Consider the following 17,831-nt stretch of genomic DNA (forward strand, 5'->3'; position numbering starts at 1 on the left):
CAAACAGATGATCCCTTCCGTTCTGCCAACCTATAATCGCGCTCCTTTGACCTTCGTCAAAGGCGAAGGCACTTGGCTGATCGAGGCGGATGGGCGACGTTTTCTTGATCTGGGCGCGGGGATCGCGGTGAACGCGCTTGGCCATGCGCATCCGGCGCTGGTGAAGGCGCTGACCGATCAGGCGCAGGCGCTGTGGCATACGTCGAACCTCTACCACATTCCGCAGCAAGAGGCGCTGGCCGACCGGCTGGTGGCCGAGACCTTTGCCGACACCGCCTTCTTTTGCAATTCGGGGACCGAGGCCTGCGAATTGGCGGTGAAGATGGCGCGCAAGTATTTCTATGAGGCGGGCCAGCCCGAGCGGGTCGAGATCATCGCCTTCAACGGGGCCTTTCACGGCCGCTCTTCCGCCGGGATCGCGGCGGCGGGGTCTGAGAAGATGACCAAAGGCTTCGGCCCGCAACTGCCGGGTTTCGTGCATCTCGACCTCGGCGACAGCGCCGCACTTGAGGCTGCCATCACCGACAAGACCGCCGCCATCATGGTCGAGCCGGTACAGGGCGAAGGCGGTATCCGCGCCGTGCCGGATGCCGAGTTGCAACAGATGCGCGCGCTTTGCGACGCCCACGGGCTCTTGCTGATTTGCGATGAGGTGCAATGCGGCGTGGGCCGGACCGGGCGGCTTTTTGCCCATGAATGGGCAGGGGTAGCTCCCGACATCATGATGGTGGCCAAGGGCATCGGCGGGGGCTTCCCGCTGGGCGCCGTACTGGCCACGGAAAAGGCGGCCTCGGGCATGACGGCAGGCACCCATGGTTCAACCTATGGGGGCAACCCGCTGGGCTGTGCCGTGGGCTGCGCGGTGCTGGATGTGGTGGCCGACGCGGCCTTTCTGGCCGAGGTGAGCCGCAAGGCGGGGCTGCTGCGTCAGCGTCTCGAAGGGCTGGTGGCTGAGCATCCGGAGGTTTTTGAAGAGGTGCGCGGCGCGGGGCTGATGTTGGGGCTGAAATGCAAAGTGGCGAATGCCGATGTGGTCGCCTCGGGCTATGCTCATGAGCTGATCACCGTGCCCGCCGCCGACAATGTGATCCGCCTGCTGCCGCCGCTGACCATTTCCGACGATGAGATTGCCGAGGCGGTGACCCGCCTTGACGCTATCGCGCGTGACCTGACCCCGGCCTAAGCGCCATTCACCCCAAAACATTCCTCGGGCTTTCAAGGCCGTGGCCTTCGACCCCGCAAGACAGAGACGACAGATGAACCATTTCCTCGATATCCACCAAACCGACCCCGCCGATCTGCGGCAGATCATCGACAATGCCGCCGCCATGAAAGCCGCGCGCAATGGCCGCCCGCGCGGCGCGCCGGATGATGACCAGCCGTTGAAGGATCACATGGTCGCGCTGATTTTCGAGAAGCCCTCGACCCGGACACGTGTCTCCTTCGACGTGGGCGTGCGTCAGATGGGCGGGCAGACCATGGTGCTTTCGGGCGCCGATATGCAGCTTGGCCATGGTGAGACCATCGCCGACACCGCCCGCGTGCTGTCGCGCTACGTCGATATGATCATGATCCGCACTTTTGAGGAGCAGACCCTGCTGGAGATGGCGGAATATGCCACCGTTCCGGTGATCAACGGGCTGACCAACCGCACGCATCCCTGTCAGATCATGGCCGACATTCAGACCTTTGAGGAACACCGCGGCCCGATCAAAGGGCGCAAGGTGGTCTGGTCGGGCGATGGCAACAATGTCTTTGCAAGCTTCGCCCATGCGGCCAAGCAGTTCGACTTCGATCTTGTCTTCACCGGGCCGGAGCCGCTCGACCCCGAGCGCGCGCTCGACGGGCTTTATACCACCGAGCGCGACCCCCAGAAGGCCGTGGAGGGTGCCGATCTGGTGGTCACGGACACGTGGGTCAGCATGCATGATCCGCAATCGGCGCGGGAGCGGCGGCACAATCAGCTGCGCGGCTATCAGGTGAACGATGCGCTGATGGCGCTGGCCAAGCCCGACGCGCTCTTCATGCACTGCCTGCCTGCGCACCGCGATGACGAGGCGACAAGCTCGGTCATGGACGGGCCGCATTCGGTGATCTTTGACGAGGCCGAAAACCGTCTGCATGCACAGAAAGCCGTCATGCGCTGGTGTCTGGGCGCATGAGCGACGGCCCCCGCATCGTTGTTGCGGGCGCGGGGGCGGTGGGCTGCTTTGTCGGCGGGCTGCTGGCCAGTGCGGGGCATGCTGTGACCCTGCTGGCGCGGCCCCGCATTCAAGCCGAAATCCGCACCCATGGGCTGACCCTGACGGATTTCGGCGGCATGGCGCGCTACCTGTCGGCCGATGATCTGAGTCTTGCGGGCGATGAGACCTGTCTGCGCGATGCGGATATCGTGTTGGTCACGGTCAAGTCGCGCGACACCGAAGACATGGCCCGTCTGATCGCCCGCCACAGCGCGCCCGGCGTGCAGGTCATCAGCCTGCAAAACGGCATGGGCAATCGCGCGGTTCTGGCGCAGCACCTGCCGCAGCATGACCTGCGCGCGGGGCTGGTGCCGTTCAATGTCGTGGCCATGGGGCAGGGTTGCTACCACAGGGCAAGTTCGGGCGATCTGGTGATCGAGGGTGGCCCCGCCGATCTGGCCGCGCGGTTGTCGCTGCCGGATCTGAAGGTTGTGGAGCACGCCGATATCACCGCCTTGCAATGGGGCAAGTTTCTGATGAACCTCAATAACGCGCTGAATGCGCTGAGCGGCCTGCCGTTGCAGGCCCAGTTGCAGGATCGCGCATGGCGCCGTCTGATGGCTGATCAATGGGCCGAGGCGCTGGCGGTCCTGCGCGCAGGCAAGATCCGCCCCGCCATGACCACACCGATCCCGGCGCGACTGGTCCCGATGCTCTTGCGCCTGCCGACGCCGATATTCACCCGCGTCGCTGCAGCCATGTTGCAGATCGACCCGCAGGCGCGGACCTCCATGGCGCAAGACCTTGCCGCCCGCCGCCCGACCGAGATCGACGCGCTTCAGGGCGAGGTGCAGCGCCGCGCAAGGGCGCTTGGCCGGGCGACGCCGGTGACGGATATGGTGCTGCGGGTGATGGGCTGGGCAGAGCTTGCAGGCGAAGGGTTGCCGCATTTGCCGGTCGCCGCGCTGCGGGCCGAAATGGCGGCAGGGCAGGACCGGCAAGAAGGGTAAGGCGCGCCCGCGCCTGACCTAGTTCACAAAGGCGTTGAGCACCCAAAAGACGATGCCAGAGAGCAGCGCCGCAGCAGGCACGGTGATCACCCAAGCCGCAACGATGGTCATGAAATGCGAGCGGCGTACGAGCTTGCGGCGGCGGCGTTCTTCCTTGGCGATGCGCTTGACCTCACCGCTCTTGGCTCCGATCCGGCGCAGGCGCCGTTCCATGTGCCATTCACGGTAAAAGCCCACGCCAAAGACCCCGCCCACGGCGATATGGGTCGAAGACACGGGCAGGCCCAGCCAGCTTGCCACGATTACGGTGATGGCGGCTGAGAGTGCTACGCAATAGGCGCGCATCGGGTTCAGCTTGGTGATCTGGCTGCCGACCATGCGGATCAGTTTCGGCCCGAATAGGAACAGACCGAAGGAGATGCCGAAGGCCCCGATGATCATCACCCATGTGGGGATGCTCACCTTATCCTCGAAACCGCCGAACTCAGTCGCATGGACGATCGCCGCCAGCGGGCCGACCGCATTGGCCACGTCATTGGCCCCATGGGCAAAGCTGAGCAGCGCGGCGGAGAGGACCAGCGGCAGGCCAAAGAGCGTTTTGACTGAGCGGTTGCGGTTCTCCATCCCTTCCGAGGCGCGGCGGATCAGCGGGGCGGAGATGGCATAGACCACCAGCCCCGTCACCAGCCCAATGATCAGGGCGACCGGCATGTCGATGCTGATGATCTTTTTCAGCCCCTTGAGCGCCAGATAGGCGGCAAAGACCCCGGCCATCAGCCCCACCAGCACCGGCACCCAGGTGCGCGAAGCGGCGATCTTGTCGTCTTGGTAGAGGATGCGCGCCTTGATGAAGGCCAAGAACATCGCCGCCACCGCACCGCCCAGCACGGGCGAGATCACCCAGCTTGCGGCGATCATGCTCATTGAACTCCAGTTGACCGCGCCAAGGCCCGCAGCCGCGATGCCCGCGCCCATGACCCCGCCGACGACCGAATGGGTGGTCGAGACCGGCGCGCCGACCCATGTGGCAAGGTTGACCCAGAGCGCGGAGGAGACCAGCGCCGCCATCATCGCCCAGATGAAGATGCGCGTGTCCGCGACACTCGCCGGGTCGATGATGCCCTTGGAAATGGTCGAGACGACATCGCCCCCCGCCAGCAAGGCCCCGGCGGATTCGCACAAGGCCGCGATGACGATGGCGCCGCCCATGGTCAGCGCATTGGCGCCCACGGCGGGGCCCATGTTGTTGGCCACGTCATTCGCGCCGATGTTCACCGCCATATAGGCGCCAAAGACCGCCGCGGCGATCACGACAAAGCTGGAGGGCTGTTGCCCGAAGATTACCGCCGCAACGGCACCTGCCACCACGATAAAGGCCAGCGCGATGCCCGGCGCCACAAGGGGGCGGGCGACATAGGTCGCGGCCAGTTCGACTTGCGAAATACGGTTGAGGTCCTTGTCCAGTGTCTTCCACTGGCTGCCCTGCGGTTCCGTTGCCATTCCTGTATGATCTCCGATCCTAACGTTCAGCGGGGGGTGACATAAGGCTACCGAGGGCGCAAGTCACCCTGTCACAAAATTGTAACATCCCGAAACGGGCAGGGGCGGCAATGGGGCAGGGGGGAAATGGCACCGGACAGCGGCCCGGCGCCGAAGGGGCTTAATGGAAGGCAGATAAGATTGCTTTAAGATCAGGCTCATCCACGAGTTCCGATGCCTCTTGCGGGGTGAACCACGCGCGTTTGCGCATGCCCGCTTCGGGGTATTCCTCGCTCAGATCGCGGACGCGGGTGAGGTAGACCTGTGTGGTCACGGGCACGGTCAGGCCTTCGCCGAGACCCTTGTCATAGTCGAAAATACCCATTGGATCGGATTCGATATCCGCTTTGGTCACCCCGGCCTCTTCCCATGCTTCCTGCAAGGCGGCTCCGGCACCGTCCAACCCGTCGATCGGCCAGCCCTTGGGCAAAATCCAGCGGCCCGTGTCGCGGCTGGTGATCAGCAGGACCTTTTTGCCCGTCTCGGTGTCGCGGTAGCACAGGGCGGCAACCTGCACACGGCGGGGACGTTTGAAAATAGGAAGGACCATATCCTCCCATGCGCGTCTAAATACTTGTGTCATTACAGAACTATGCCTCGGTCGGGTGTTTTTCTTGTTATCCGCACATTATATAGTCTTCCCGAACGCAAATCAAACTGCGGCCTGCCGGATAGGCGGGCTAGGCAGTATGACAGGCTAGAAATGAGGCATGATCGTTATGGCAACTGGCACGCAGGCGGACGGGGGCGCGGCACGGGGCGCGGGCGCCGATATCGGGGTATACGGTCTGGGCACCATGGGCTCGGCACTGGCGCTGAACTTGGCCGACAGTGGCTTTACCGTCGCCGTCAGCAACCGAGAGACCGACTGGATCGCGCCGTTCCTTGACGAGGCCGGGCCGCTGGCCGAGCGCCTGATCGGGACCGCGCAGTTGGAGGATTTCGTCGCCGCCATTGCCCGCCCGCGCAGCATTCTTTTCATGATCCCCTCCGGCGCGCCGGTCGATGCGATGATCGAGGCCATCAAACCGCTGCTGGACGAGGGCGACACTTTGATCGACGGCGGCAACGCCGATTTCCACGATACCCGCCGCCGCAGTGCCGAACTCGAAGGCACGGGGCTGCATTTCGTCGGCATGGGCGTGTCGGGTGGCGAGGCCGGGGCGCGCAATGGCCCGTCGATGATGGTCGGCGGCAACGCGCATTCCTGGACCCAGTTCAAACCGATGGCCGAGAAGATTGCCGCGCAATTCGAGGGCACGCCTTGCGTGGCGCATCTCGGCCCCGACGGGGCGGGGCATTTTGTCAAAACGGTGCATAACGGCATCGAATATGCCGACATGCAGATGATCGCCGAAGTCTACGGCCTGCTGCGCGATGCGGGCGGGCAGGGCGCGGTGGAAATTGGCAATCTCTTTGCCGACTGGCGTAAGGGACCGCTGAACTCCTATCTGATCGAAGTCTCGGCCGCGGCGCTCTTGTCGGTCGACACCCAGACCGGGACGCCGATGGTCGATGTGATCCGCGATCAGGCTGGGCAAAAGGGCACCGGGCGCTGGACCTTGATCGAAGCGCTCAAGATGGGGCAATCGGCCAATACCATCGAAGCCGCCGTCGGCGCGCGCGGTTGGTCGAGCGAGAAGTCTGTGCGCGAAATGGCCGAGCCGCTGTTGTCCGAAGGCGTGCAGGACGCGCCGCTGCCCGAAGAGGCGGATCTTGAGATGGCGCTTTTGGCGGGACGGATCATCGGCCACGCGCAGGGCTTTCGCATCCTTTCCGCCGCGTCGGAGGAGTTTGGCTGGTCTCTCGACATGGCGCGGATCTCCGAGATTTGGCGGGCAGGCTGCATCATCCGCTCGGCGCTGCTGGACGAGTTTGCCGATGCCTTCCGGGGCGAATTGCCCGGTGGGCATCTGATTCTCGCCCCCGCCATGCGCAAACGCTTGGAAGGGAGCATTCCGGCGCTGCGCCGGGTGGTGGCAGCGGGTGCATTGCTCGGTGTCGCGCTGCCCGCGCTGTCGGCGGCGCTGGCGTGGTATGACAGCATGCGCCGGGCGCGGGGCACGGCGAATATGATCCAAGCGCAGCGCGATTTCTTTGGTGCGCATGGGTTTGAGCGGATCAGCGAAGAGGGGAAATTCCACGGGACGTGGACGCCTCTGCCGTAAGAGGGCTTATAGGTCCGCAAACAAGCTGAAGACGCCGGACCATCGCCTGCCCGCCCGGTCGGGGAGGCGATTTCGCCAAGGGCGGTGTCCTCTAGGTAACGCGCCCCTAGGCTGCAGGATAAAGTGGCATGAACCGACTGAAGCATCGCCACCCCGCGGGCAGGCGATGGTCCGCGTCACGCCTTAGCGAACGGGTCCACCGGATAGCTCACATGCGCCAAGTATAACCCCTGCGGCGGGCAGACTGGCCCGCAGGCGGCCCGATCCTTCGCCGCAAGTGCTGCACCCATATCCGCCACGCTCCATGACCCCGCGCCGACCCGCTCCAGCGAACCGACGAAACTGCGCACCTGATTGTGCAGAAAGGACCGCGCGCGCACGTCGAAGTGATACTCCGTCCCGGTCATGGTCTCGACCTGCGAGACCTGTAACCGGTCGAGCGTTTTCACCGGGCTTTCCGCCTGACAAACGGTCGAGCGGAAGGTGGTGAAATCATGCTTGCCCACCAAAAGATCCGCCGCCGCCTGCATCGCCTCTACATCCAGCCGATGTTTGATCTGCCAGACCAGCCCCGCTTGATGCACCGCCGGGGCGCGGCGGCTGAGGATGCGGAAGTGGTAGCGCCGCTCAAGCGCCGAAAAGCGGGCGTGAAAATCCTCGGGCGCCAGCACGCAATCGGTGATCGCGATGGGCTGCGGCTTGAGGTGATAGTTCAGCGCCTCGCCCAGCCGAAAGGGCGACCAATCGCGGGCCATGTCGCAATGCGCAACCTGCGCCAGCCCATGCACCCCTGTATCGGTGCGCCCGGCGGCGGCGATGGTGTGGTCACCGGGTTCCAGCTTAGCCAAAGCGGCCTCGATCGCGCCTTGCACCGTGGGTTGGTCAACCTGACGCTGCCACCCGTTGAAGGGCGCGCCGTGGTATTCGATTTTCAGGGCATATCTGGGCATGACCGGGCCTTAGCGCGGGCGGGCGCTTCTGGCAATCCCTGCCTGCCGGCCCTATGTTGAGGCCAAAGAAAGAAGGACGGGCGCAGCTTTGGGTATCACAGGCATTGCCGACGGGATTTGGCGGCAGTTTGAGAATGTCACCGACACGGTGGGCGAGACGTTTTTCGAGCCGGTGATCCGGCTTGGGGTCACGGGGCTTGCGCGCTCGGGCAAGACGGTTTTCATAACCTCGCTGGTGGCCAACCTGCTGGACCGAGGCCGGATGCCGGGGCTGCTCGCGGCCTCTGAGGGGCGGATCGAGGCGGCGTTTCTGCAGCCCCAGCCCGACGATACCGTGCCCCGGTTCGAGTATGAGACCCACCTCGCCGCGCTGACCGGAAAGACGCCCCATTGGCCCGAAAGCACGCGCGCGATTTCGGAACTGCGGCTCTCGCTCAAGGTGCGGCCCAATGGGTTGCTGGCAGGTCTGCAAGGGTCGCGCACCTTGCATCTGGATATCGTGGATTACCCCGGCGAATGGCTGCTGGATCTGGCGCTGATGGATGTCACCTATGCCGAATGGTCGGCGCAAGTCATTGAACGCATCGCGTCGCGTGAAGAGGCGGCGGGCTACCGCGCACTGGCCGAGCAGACCGATCCTCATGCCGAGTTGGAGGAGACCACCGCCCGCAGGCTTGCCGATAGCTTTGCCGACTATCTGCAAACCGCCCGCGCCAATGGCTATTCCGACTGCACGCCGGGGCGCTTCCTGCTGCCGGGCGATCTCGCCGGATCGCCGGTGCTGACCTTCGCGCCGCTGCCCCGCTCGGACGGCGCGCCGCGCAAATCGCTGATCCGCGAAATGGCGCGGCGGTTCGAGGCCTATAAGAAACAGGTGGTGCAGCCCTTCTTCCGCGATCACTTTTCGCGGATCGATCGGCAGGTGGTGCTGGTTGACGCGCTTGGCGCGATCCACCAAGGGCCGCAGGCGGTCGAAGACCTGCGCGGCGCCATGGCCGATATTCTGGGCGCGTTCCGGCCGGGAACGAACAACTTTCTGACCACCCTCCTGCGGGGCAAACGGGTCGAGAAAATCCTCTTTGCCGCGACCAAGGCCGACCATCTGCACCACAGCCAGCATCCCCGACTGAGCGGTATCATGCAGGCGCTGATCCGCGAGGCGCGGGATCGGGCGCAATATGCGGGGGCGGGCACGCGGGCCATGGCCATCGCGAGCCTGCGCGCCACGACCGAAGACGTAATGACCCATGGGGGAGAGCCGCTCGACGTGGTGCGCGGCACCCTTTTGAACGAGGATGAGACGCGCGGGCGGCAGGCGGCATTCTATCCCGGTGAACTGCCCGAAGACCCGGCCCATCTGCTGACCCCCGCACGGCAGGGTGCGCAGGAGTGGCTGGGGGCGGACTATCAGATTATGCGCTTCGCCCCGGCGGTGCTGGACCTGCGCCCCGGCGACGGGCCGCCACATATCCGGCTTGACCGCGCGGCGGAATTCCTGATCGGGGACCGGCTGTGAGCGCGGTTGTGACAGGCCCGGCCACCCTGCGCCCGGCCCAGCCCCTCGACGCAGGCGCTGTGGGCGGCATCATGAGCGATTTCGCCCGTGACACCGCTTGGTTGCCGCGCATTCATACCGGTGCCGAGGATATCGCCCATGCGGATGCGATGATCGCCCGGGGCTGGGTCACGGTGGCCGAGCGGGAGGGCCGCGTGGCTGGTTTCGCGGCCTGCGAGGGCGGCGCGTTGGATGCGCTATTTGTGGCCCAATCGGCGCGGGGGCAGGGCATCGGCTCGGCCCTTCTGGGAGCGTTAAAGACACGGCATAAGTCGCTGACCTGCTGGACCTTTCAGGCCAATGCGCGGGCCATCGCATTCTACCGCCAACACGGGTTCGCCGAGACCGCGCGCAGCGATGGCAGCGCCAATGACGAAGGGCTGCCCGATTTGACATTGCACTGGCAAAGGGAGGCCGCCTGATGGCCCGCGGACCGATCCTGTTCGACCTTGAAGAAGACGCCAAGCCGCAGCCCTCGGTCGCCGATGCGCCCGCCGTGCCCGAGTTGGACGTCGAGGCTCCGCCGCCCAAGGGCCAAGCGATGCAGATCGCCGCCCGGCTTGCGGCGCGCAAACCGTCGCGCTTGGTGCGGCTGTTCTGGGCGCTGGCGGGGGCATTGGTCACGGCGCTGGTGTCGATCGCGGCTTGGACTTTTGTCACAGACCTGATGGCGCGCTACCCGCTGCTGGGCTGGGCGATGACGCTGCTGATCGGGGCGTTTCTGCTGGTCCTCTTGTTGCTGTCGCTGCGCGAGATGGCGGCCTTTGGACGGCTCGCGCGGCTCGACGGGCTGCGCCATGACGCGGGCGAGGCGCTGGCGCAGCGGGATCTGACCGCCGCGCGCAGCGTCACGAACCGGCTTGAGGCGCTTTACAAACACCGTGAGGATACCCGCTGGGGCCGCGACCGGCTGACGGAGCTGCGGGGCGATCAATTCGATGCCGAAGCGCTGTTAGGGCTGGCCGAGAGCGAGGTTCTGGCCCCGCTGGACCGTGCCGCCACCCGCGAGGTCGAAGCCGCGGCCCGGCAGGTCGCCGCCGTGACCGCATTGGTGCCTCTGGCGCTGGCCGATGTTGCCGCCGCCCTCAGCAGCAACCTGCGGATGATCCGACGCATCGCGGAAATCTACGGCGGGCGCTCGGGCTTTTTCGGCTCGTGGCGGCTGACCCGCGCGGTGCTGTCGCATCTGGTGGCGACGGGCGCCGTGGCCGTGGGGGATGATCTGATCGAGCCGCTCTTGGGCGGGTCCATCGTCGCCAAGCTGAGCCGCCGTTTCGGCGAGGGGCTGGTGAACGGGGCGCTGACCGCGCGCGTTGGCGTGGCCGCGATCGAGGTTTGTCGCCCGCTGCCCTTTGCCCGCGGAAAACGCCCCGGCGTGCGGGGCATCATCAAACGCGCGCTGACCGGGGTGCTCGGCGAGGGCTGACCGATCAGGCTGCCTCGACCGCTTCGCGCACGGCGCGCAGCGGGTGCCGGATCAGGCCGGGCCAAGGCGAGACCTGCAACCCGGGGGCATAGCCCCACCGCGCGGCCTCGGCCGCCTGTGCCTTCGTCATCTGCGTGGCCCCGGCGTAGGTTTGATTTCCATCCGCAATGCCTTCGGGCAATGCCGCCTCGGGCAGATCGGTGAAACGCGCGATGCGGCGCAAGGCGCGGGGGGCGTCGGCGACGATATCCTCGTAGCGCAGAACCATCACCGCATGCAGATAGGGCAGGTCATCCAGCATCTGCGCCTGCGCCGCGATCCAATGATCGATCAACGCCTGCGCCGGCGCATCTACCCATGACGCGACCGAGGCGGCGACGGCCTCGGGGTGGCGCAGGACGACGATGAATTGCGACATGGGAAAGAGGTGTTGCATCAGCCGCATGCGGGTCAGGTTCAGCGGTGACTTCTCAACCCGCCACTGCAGGTCCGGAGCAAACCACGGCGCCCAGTCCTGCGCCAGCCGGGTCTTCGTCTCCAAACTGTTGAGCGGATGCGCCTCGGTCAGATGTTCCTCAGGGTTGGTCGCGAAATGCATGGGCCGCCCGGATTGCGCCGTATGGGGAATGGCCCCTTGCAGGTAGACCCCCTCATTCTCGGGCGCCGCCGATCCGGTAATGCCGCCCGCGCCGGGCAGGGCATTGGCCAAGCGGTTGACCAGCGAGGTGCCAGAGCGGTGCAGCCCGCCGATGAACAGGTAGCGCGGGGGGATTTCTGAGGGCATCACGACGGCTCTGATTGGGGGAGAGAGAGGCGGGGTTCAATGGCAGGCAGCTAGGACGTCCAACCGCGCTGTCCAGCGATGTATGCATTAACATTTGTTATCGGAACGGATGGGCCGTGAGAGGGGTCACCCCCCCATAAGGAGACCCATTCATGTTCATTTGCCACATTGCCCTCGGGGGCTGCCTCACGGCGCCGTCTGTCAACTATGGCGTGACCGAAGATACCGGCGGTCACATCGCCTATATCTTGGGGGCGGCCCGCGCGCAGGCGGCGCGGGGCGACGTGGATGCGGTGCAGATCGTGACCCGTGCTTTCGATGAACCAAGCCTTGGCGCTGTGCATGCCCAGACCGAGCAGCAGGTCAGCCGCAGCCTGTCGATCCGGCGTCTTTGGACGGCGGAGCGGGGGTATCTGAGTAAGGAAAACCTCGCCGCGGAAATCCCCGCACTGGTCGAGGCGTTTCTTGAGGATCTGGCGCAGGCCAAACGGCTGCCGGATGTGATCCACGCGCATTTCGCCGATGCGGCGCAATTGGCGCTGGCGGCGCGTGCGCGGTTCGGCATTCCGGTGATCTATACCCCCCATTCGCTGGCCTTGAGCAAGTCAGGGGCTAAGGTGGATGCCGCGCGCGTGTCGGCGGAGCGGCGCGCGCTGTTGGAGGCCGATGCGGTGGTGCTTTCCTCGCGCGATGAGGCCGAGGTGCAGGTCGCGGCCTATGGGGCGGATGCGCAGGCGCGGGTGCACCGCGTCTCTCCGGGCGTATCGCTGCGCCGCCCGGCTGAGGCCGGGGCGGGCCGTGCGCTCTTGGCCGGTCAGTTGAGCGACCCCGACCGCCCCACGCTGCTCGCCGTGGCGCGCCCCGTGGCCCGCAAGAACCTTGCGACCTTGGCGCGGGTCTATGCGCAAAGCCCCGCTTTGCAGGCGCGGGCGAACCTTGTGATCCTCGCCGGCCAGCATGGCGATGCGCTACAGGCGAATGCAGAAGCCCGTGCGGAGCTGATCCGCCTGCGGGAGACGTTGGAGGTGCCGGAATTGCGCGGCAAAGTAGCGCTGCCGCCGAGGCATACGCAGGGCGATGTGGCGGCCCTCTACGACCGCGCAGCGCAGACCGGTGGGGTTTTTGTTAACCTCGCACTGCATGAGCCCTTTGGCCTCACCATGTTGGAGGCGGCATCGCATGGCCTGCCGGTGGTGGCCACGCGTGAAGGCGGGCCTGCCGATATCGTGGCGGACCTCGGTCATGGGCTCTGTGTGCCGCCCTGCGATGGCGCGGCCATCGAGGCGGCGCTGTTGAAGCTGTTGGACGATCGCGCATTCTGGACTGAGGCATCGGAAGCCGGGCGTGCCAATGTTGGGCGCTACGACTGGTCGAAATGGGCCGAAGAGGTGCAGCATATCTGCGAAGATATCCGCCACGTCGCGCCACTGCCGACGCAAGCGCCCGTCCTGTTGGCGAGCGATATCGACAACACGCTCACGGGCTGCGCGCCATCCGCCGCCCTGTTCAACGCTTGGATCGCCCGGGACCGACCGCTTTTTGCCGTGGCCACGGGGCGCAGCCTGCCGGAAGCCCGCCGCATCCTGCGCGATTGGAACCTGCCCAGCCCGCGCGTCTTTATCACCTCTGTCGGCACCGAGGTCTATCTGCCCGATGCCGAAGGGCGGCTGTGTCTGGATGAGCGTTTCGCCCAAAAGCTTGACGCCGGATGGGACCGGGCCCGGGTGGAGCGCGCCCTGAAGGACTTTGGCTTTAACTGGCAAGCGCCGGTCGAGCAGCGGCGGTGGAAGCTCAGCGGTTTTGGTGACATGCGCACCGCGCGCCGGTTGGAGCGGCATCTGGCCCGGCGCGGTGCTGCAGCGCAGATCGTGGCCTCGCATGGGCGGCTGATCGATGTTCTACCCTTGGCGGCGGGCAAGGGGCCTGCGGTCTGTGCCGCCGCGCGGCGGTTGGGCATGCCGATGGACCGGGTTGTCGTGGCCGGGGACAGCGGCAATGATTTCGACATGTTGCAGGCGGTGGAGGATGGCCCGGGCCGGGGCATCTTGGTGGGCAATGCGATGGACGGGCTGCGCGAACGCCTGAGCGGCAGACGGCTCTACCACGCCCGCGCGGCCCATGCGGCTGGGGTCTTGGAGGGGTTGGAAACCTTCGGCTTCGCCCTCAACGCGATGGAGTCGCCGGTGAAGATGGTGGCGCAATGACACGGCCCATCGGTTACTTCGTCCATCATCAGGGGCGCGGCCATGCGGAGCGCTGCGCGGCGGTCGTCAACGCGCTGCCCGAGAGCCAGCCGGTGACCGTCTTCTGCGCGAAACCGGACATTTTCCCCGCCTTCACCCGGGCGGTGGAAGTCATCACCCTGCCATCGCTTTTCGAGGCGACGGGGGCCGAGGACATCAACGACACCACCAGCGCGCCGGATATGGTGCATTGCGCGCCGCTTGGCTGGCCCGGCATCCGGCAGGCCATGGCGCAACTTGCCGCTTGGTTCGCCAGCGCCAATCCGGTGTTGATGATCAGCGACGTCTCGGCTGAGGTGGCGCAGCTTGCCCGGCTTTGTTCGGTGCCGCATGTGAAAGTGCTGCAACATGGTCAGCGCGGTGATCCGGGGCATCAGGCGGCCTATGACGGGGCGGTCGGGTTGCTTTGTCCCGCCGCCAAGGCGCTGGCGCAGCCGGACTGGCCCGCGCGGCATATGGCCAAGACGCATTTCGCCGGGGGCTTGGGCGTCGATGTGAAACGCCCCGATCCCGCGCGGCGGGACAGGTTGCGCGAGAGGCTTGGCGTCGGGCCAGAGCAGCGCATGGTGCTGGTCATGTCGGGCGGGGGCGGCACGGGTTTCGCCTCCGCCCCCTTCGGCATCGCGGCGCGGGCGATGCCCGAGACGGCTTTCATCACCATCGGGCGCATGGCACGCGATTGGCATGCCACCGAGCCTGCCAACCTGCGCCATCACGGCTGGGTCGAAAACGCGGCGGATTATCTGGCGGCGGCGGATATGGTCGTGGCCTCGACCGGGAACACCACCTGCCACCAGATCCTAGCGGCAGAGACCCCGTGGCTCGCCGTGCCGGAGTGGCGCTATTTCGACGAACAGGTCGAAAAGGCCGAGGCGCTGGCGCGGGCGGGGGCAGCGCATCACCTGCCGCATTTCCCGTCTTCCGCCGCAGCATGGCGCCGCGCGATCCAAGATACCTTCGATGCCCATGACCCCGTCCTGCAGCGGGCCTTGGTCAACGAGGATGCCGCCGTAGAGACGGCCAATTGGCTGATCGGCCTCACCGATCAGTTGCTATCTGAAACACCCAGAATTACCGGAGAGTTACATGACGTCGTTCACCCCATCCGTGCCTGAAAATACCACAGTTAGCGCGCTGACGCTCGCGCGGGGGCGGGCGGCGCATCTGCGCAATGTGATCCTTGGCCTGACCCGACAGACCCGGCAGCCGGATGAGCTGGTGATCGGGGTCATGCAGGACACGCTTTACGACGACCTGCCGCAGACCGATTTCCCGATCCGGCAGGTTCAGGTGACGGGCAGCGAATTGCCCCTCTCACGCGCGCGCAATACCGTCGCGGCAGAGGCCAAGGGCGACTGTCTGGTCTTTCTCGACGTGGATTGCATCCCGGCGCCGGAACTGATCGCCGACTATATGGGCTATGCGGTGCCGGGCAACGGGTTGATCATGGGCGAGGTCAACTACCTCCCCGCAGGCACGGCCACCGAAGGTTGGAGCTATCCGAAGTTGGAAGCCGTCGCCGTGCGCCATTCCGACCGTCAGGGGCCGCCCGCCGAGGGGCTGAAACGCTGCAACGATTACCGCTGCTTCTGGTCGCTCAACTTTGCCATCCACCGCGAAGATTGGGACCGCTCCGGCGGGTTTGACGAGCGTTTCACCGGCTACGGAGGTGAGGATACCGACTTTGGCCGAGAGTTAGACGAACGCGGCGTGCCGATCCACTGGGCGAAGGGGGCGAAGGTCTTTCACCAGCATCACCCGCATTGCATGCCGCCGATCCACCACATCCCATCGATCCTGCGCAATACCGAGATTTTTGCTGACAAATGGGGGCACCGCACCATGAACCACTGGCTCACCGCCTTTCGCCTGATGGGGCTGGTGGGGAGCGACGGCGACGCGCTGGTGCAGCTGCGCGAGCCGGATGCAGATGATTTCGCGCTTTGCGAGCAGCAGTCGGACCAGCCTTACGCCAATACCGCGCGGGTGCTGCGCTATCTGCGCGGCGAAGAGCGGATCGCGGCGGAATGACCCTGCGCATCGCCATCGTCGGCCATATTCGCCACCCCATCGCCGCCCCCTTCAAGGGCGGGATGGAGGCTTTTACCCACGGTCTTGCCCGGATCTTGGCCGAACGCGGCCATGAGGTGACCCTATTGGCCAGCGGGGACAGTGCTGCGAGCCTGCCGCCGGGGGTGAAGCTGCTGCCCATCTGTGACGCGCATTATGATGCGCGCTATCCTTGGCATGACTTTCACGGCACCGATGCGCTGAACGACCACCTCGACGCCTGCTATGCCCGCGCCGCGCGGCTCTTGCTGGAAGGTGGCTTTGACGTGGTGCACAACAACGCGCTGCACCGCTTCCTGCCGCGCCTGTCGCGGGCGGAGCGGCTGCCGATGGTGACCTCGCTGCACATCCCGCCCTTCAAAGTGTTGCGCGGCGCGCTGATGGATGGGGCGGCGCCTTGGCATCTGTCCTCCGTCGTCTCGGCCCGGCAACGCGGCATCTGGTGGCCCGAGGGCGCGCCCGACACGGCGCATGTGGTGCACAACGGGATCGACCTTGCCGAATGGCCCCAAGGCGGGCCGGGGGATGGCAGCGCCGTTTGGGCGGGGCGGATCACCCCGACCAAGGGCACCCATCTGGCGGCAGAGGCGGCGCAGATCGCAGGGGTGCCCCTGCGCATCTACGGCGTCGTCGAGCATCGGGATTACTTTAACGATCTGGTAAGACCGCATCTTTATGGCGATGTGGCCTATGTCGGGCATCTGGAAACGGCGGCGCTTGGGGCGGCCTATGGGCGGGCCTCGGTGGCGCTCTTCACCCCGCAGTGGGAGGAACCCTTTGGCCTTGCCGCGGTGGAGGCGATGGCAACGGGCCTACCTGTTGCCGCGACCCCGCATGGCGCAGTTGAGGAGGTGCTTGGCGAGGCGGGTGTCATCGCGGCTGAGGATAGCGCGGATGCCTTGGCGCAGGCCCTGCTACAGGCGCGCGATATCCACGCCGAAGTGCCCCGCGCCCGTGTGGCACGGCTCTTTGATGCGCAGGCAATGGTGACGAAGTTCGAACGGCTCTATCACGCGGCCCGGGCGCAGAGGGATGTCGCGCTGCCGCGTAAAACCTATCCGGCGATTGCTTTGCAGGTAGAGCGTGCGCCCGAGCCTCTGGCAGAGGCGGGCTAAAACGCTGCTTCGGGTTGGGGCATATAGAGGTAGGCAGGCTCGAACTGGCCCACTTTATGCAGCCCCGCGCGGTCGTGGATCAGCAGTTTGCCGCCCGTCACGGCGCAGCAGCCATGTTCGCGCAGCTCACGCAGGGTGCGGCTGACATGGACCGAGGTGAGGCCGGTGGCATCGGCGATATCGGTCTGGCGCAGGCTGAAGGGCAGGCTCTGACGCTCCATCCCATACGCAGCGGTCATGCGGGCATCGAATTCGCTCAGGAAATTCGCCACCCGGGCCAGCGCACGCATGGCGCTGTTGCGCATCACCCAATGGCGGTGGATGGAGGCATCGACCAAGGTCATCAGCCAGAGTTTCCGGGCCATCTCGACATCGCCATTGAGCAACTCGCGCAGCGGCTCATGCGAGATGATGGCGACATGGGTATCGGTCAGCGATATCACATCATGGTCGAGTTGCTTCAGCGGGAAGGCGTGCAGATCGACAAACTCACCGGGGAATTGGAGGGCGACGAAGGTGCTGCGGGCACGCTGTCCGCGCGGCACGCTGCGGGCGATCAACCCATCGAGCAGCAACAGGCTGTGATCCAGAAAATCACCCCTGCGGCTGATCACGGTTCCGGGCGTGAAACGCTTGTGATGGGTCATCAGCGGGGCAAGTTTGGCCCATTGCGCGCCGCTCAGATGGTCGACCATGCCCGACGGTTTTACGGCCATATCGTGATAAAAGGTGTCTTTGATGGTCACACGCAGGTCTTTCTGCCCATTAGAATTGTCGCGGGTTCCCCA

General features: G+C 65.6%; 16 protein-coding genes. 11 read left to right on the forward strand and 5 right to left on the reverse strand.

What is annotated here, in order from left to right; all coding sequences use genetic code 11:
* Positions 1-7: 7 nt before the first annotated feature.
* The 3 genes from HKX24_RS10605 (at position 8) to HKX24_RS10615 (ending at position 3,193) form a co-directional block, all read left to right on the forward strand.
* Positions 8-1,183, forward strand: a complete 1,176-nt coding sequence (locus HKX24_RS10605; RefSeq protein ID WP_271691837.1) for an aspartate aminotransferase family protein — start codon at positions 8-10, stop codon at positions 1,181-1,183.
* Positions 1,184-1,256: 73 nt separating this feature from the next.
* Positions 1,257-2,162, forward strand: coding sequence for an ornithine carbamoyltransferase (argF, locus tag HKX24_RS10610; protein ID WP_271691836.1), 906 nt, complete (start codon positions 1,257-1,259; stop codon positions 2,160-2,162).
* Positions 2,159-3,193 (forward strand): 2-dehydropantoate 2-reductase, encoded by a 1,035-nt coding sequence (locus HKX24_RS10615; protein WP_271691835.1) that lies wholly within the window; start codon positions 2,159-2,161, stop codon positions 3,191-3,193. The genes argF and HKX24_RS10615 overlap by 4 nt, the downstream gene beginning before the upstream one ends.
* An 18-nt stretch (positions 3,194-3,211) precedes the next feature.
* Here the strand turns inward: HKX24_RS10615 and HKX24_RS10620 are convergent, their stop codons facing one another.
* Positions 3,212-4,693 (reverse strand): inorganic phosphate transporter, encoded by a 1,482-nt coding sequence (locus HKX24_RS10620; protein ID WP_271691834.1) that lies wholly within the window; start codon positions 4,691-4,693, stop codon positions 3,212-3,214.
* A 160-nt stretch (positions 4,694-4,853) separates the two neighbouring features.
* A complete protein-coding gene (locus HKX24_RS10625; RefSeq protein ID WP_271691833.1) occupies positions 4,854-5,282 on the reverse strand; it encodes an NUDIX hydrolase in 429 nt (142 codons plus the stop codon).
* Positions 5,283-5,451: 169 nt separating this feature from the next.
* Here HKX24_RS10625 and gndA point away from each other — a divergent pair, with 169 nt between their 5' ends.
* Entirely contained in the window at positions 5,452-6,900 is a 1,449-nt protein-coding gene (gene gndA / locus HKX24_RS10630) for an NADP-dependent phosphogluconate dehydrogenase (RefSeq protein WP_271693840.1), read from the forward strand.
* A 176-nt stretch (positions 6,901-7,076) separates the two neighbouring features.
* Here gndA and truA read toward each other — a convergent pair whose 3' ends face one another.
* Complete coding sequence (gene truA / locus HKX24_RS10635; protein ID WP_271691832.1) at positions 7,077-7,850, reverse strand: tRNA pseudouridine(38-40) synthase TruA; 774 nt, start codon at positions 7,848-7,850, stop codon at positions 7,077-7,079.
* 88 nt (positions 7,851-7,938) lie between these two features.
* Between truA and HKX24_RS10640 the strand changes: the two genes are divergently transcribed.
* From HKX24_RS10640 to HKX24_RS10650, 3 genes are read left to right on the forward strand one after another with little or no spacing between them, the layout of a single operon-like run.
* Complete coding sequence (locus tag HKX24_RS10640) at positions 7,939-9,366, forward strand: YcjX family protein (protein WP_271691831.1); 1,428 nt, start codon at positions 7,939-7,941, stop codon at positions 9,364-9,366.
* Positions 9,363-9,827 carry a GNAT family N-acetyltransferase gene (locus HKX24_RS10645; RefSeq protein ID WP_231886446.1) on the forward strand — a complete coding sequence of 155 codons (465 nt, stop codon included), beginning with the start codon at positions 9,363-9,365 and terminating at the stop codon, positions 9,825-9,827. The genes HKX24_RS10640 and HKX24_RS10645 overlap by 4 nt, the downstream gene beginning before the upstream one ends.
* Positions 9,827-10,831, forward strand: a complete 1,005-nt coding sequence (locus HKX24_RS10650) for a TIGR01620 family protein (protein WP_271691830.1) — start codon at positions 9,827-9,829, stop codon at positions 10,829-10,831. The genes HKX24_RS10645 and HKX24_RS10650 overlap by 1 nt, the downstream gene beginning before the upstream one ends.
* Before the next feature lie 4 nt (positions 10,832-10,835).
* Here HKX24_RS10650 and HKX24_RS10655 read toward each other — a convergent pair whose 3' ends face one another.
* The gene (locus tag HKX24_RS10655; protein WP_271691828.1) at positions 10,836-11,615 is read right to left on the reverse strand and encodes a sulfotransferase; all 780 of its coding nucleotides are present in this window, start codon (positions 11,613-11,615) and stop codon (positions 10,836-10,838) included.
* 152 nt (positions 11,616-11,767) lie between these two features.
* Here HKX24_RS10655 and HKX24_RS10660 point away from each other — a divergent pair, with 152 nt between their 5' ends.
* The 4 genes from HKX24_RS10660 to HKX24_RS10675 are packed head-to-tail and all read left to right on the forward strand — an operon-like array spanning position 11,768 to position 17,043.
* Positions 11,768-13,819, forward strand: coding sequence for an HAD-IIB family hydrolase (locus HKX24_RS10660; protein WP_271691827.1), 2,052 nt, complete (start codon positions 11,768-11,770; stop codon positions 13,817-13,819).
* On the forward strand, positions 13,816-14,973 hold the full coding sequence (locus HKX24_RS10665; protein WP_271691825.1) for a glycosyltransferase: 1,158 nt from the start codon (positions 13,816-13,818) through the stop codon (positions 14,971-14,973). Before HKX24_RS10660 ends, HKX24_RS10665 begins: the two co-directional genes overlap by 4 nt.
* Entirely contained in the window at positions 14,945-15,889 is a 945-nt protein-coding gene (locus HKX24_RS10670) for a galactosyltransferase-related protein (RefSeq protein ID WP_271691824.1), read from the forward strand. The genes HKX24_RS10665 and HKX24_RS10670 overlap by 29 nt, the downstream gene beginning before the upstream one ends.
* Complete coding sequence (locus tag HKX24_RS10675) at positions 15,886-17,043, forward strand: glycosyltransferase (RefSeq protein ID WP_271691823.1); 1,158 nt, start codon at positions 15,886-15,888, stop codon at positions 17,041-17,043. The genes HKX24_RS10670 and HKX24_RS10675 overlap by 4 nt, the downstream gene beginning before the upstream one ends.
* On the opposite strand, the gene HKX24_RS10680 is transcribed toward HKX24_RS10675, so the two are convergent.
* Positions 17,040-17,789 carry a Crp/Fnr family transcriptional regulator gene (locus tag HKX24_RS10680; RefSeq protein WP_271691822.1) on the reverse strand — a complete coding sequence of 250 codons (750 nt, stop codon included), beginning with the start codon at positions 17,787-17,789 and terminating at the stop codon, positions 17,040-17,042. The two genes, HKX24_RS10675 and HKX24_RS10680, sit on opposite strands and share 4 nt — an antisense overlap.
* Between the last annotated feature and the right edge of the window lie 42 nt (positions 17,790-17,831).

It is taken from the genome of Sulfitobacter sp. M85 (genome assembly GCF_029285915.1).
GTDB classification, from domain to species: Bacteria; Pseudomonadota; Alphaproteobacteria; order Rhodobacterales; family Rhodobacteraceae; genus Sulfitobacter; species Sulfitobacter faviae.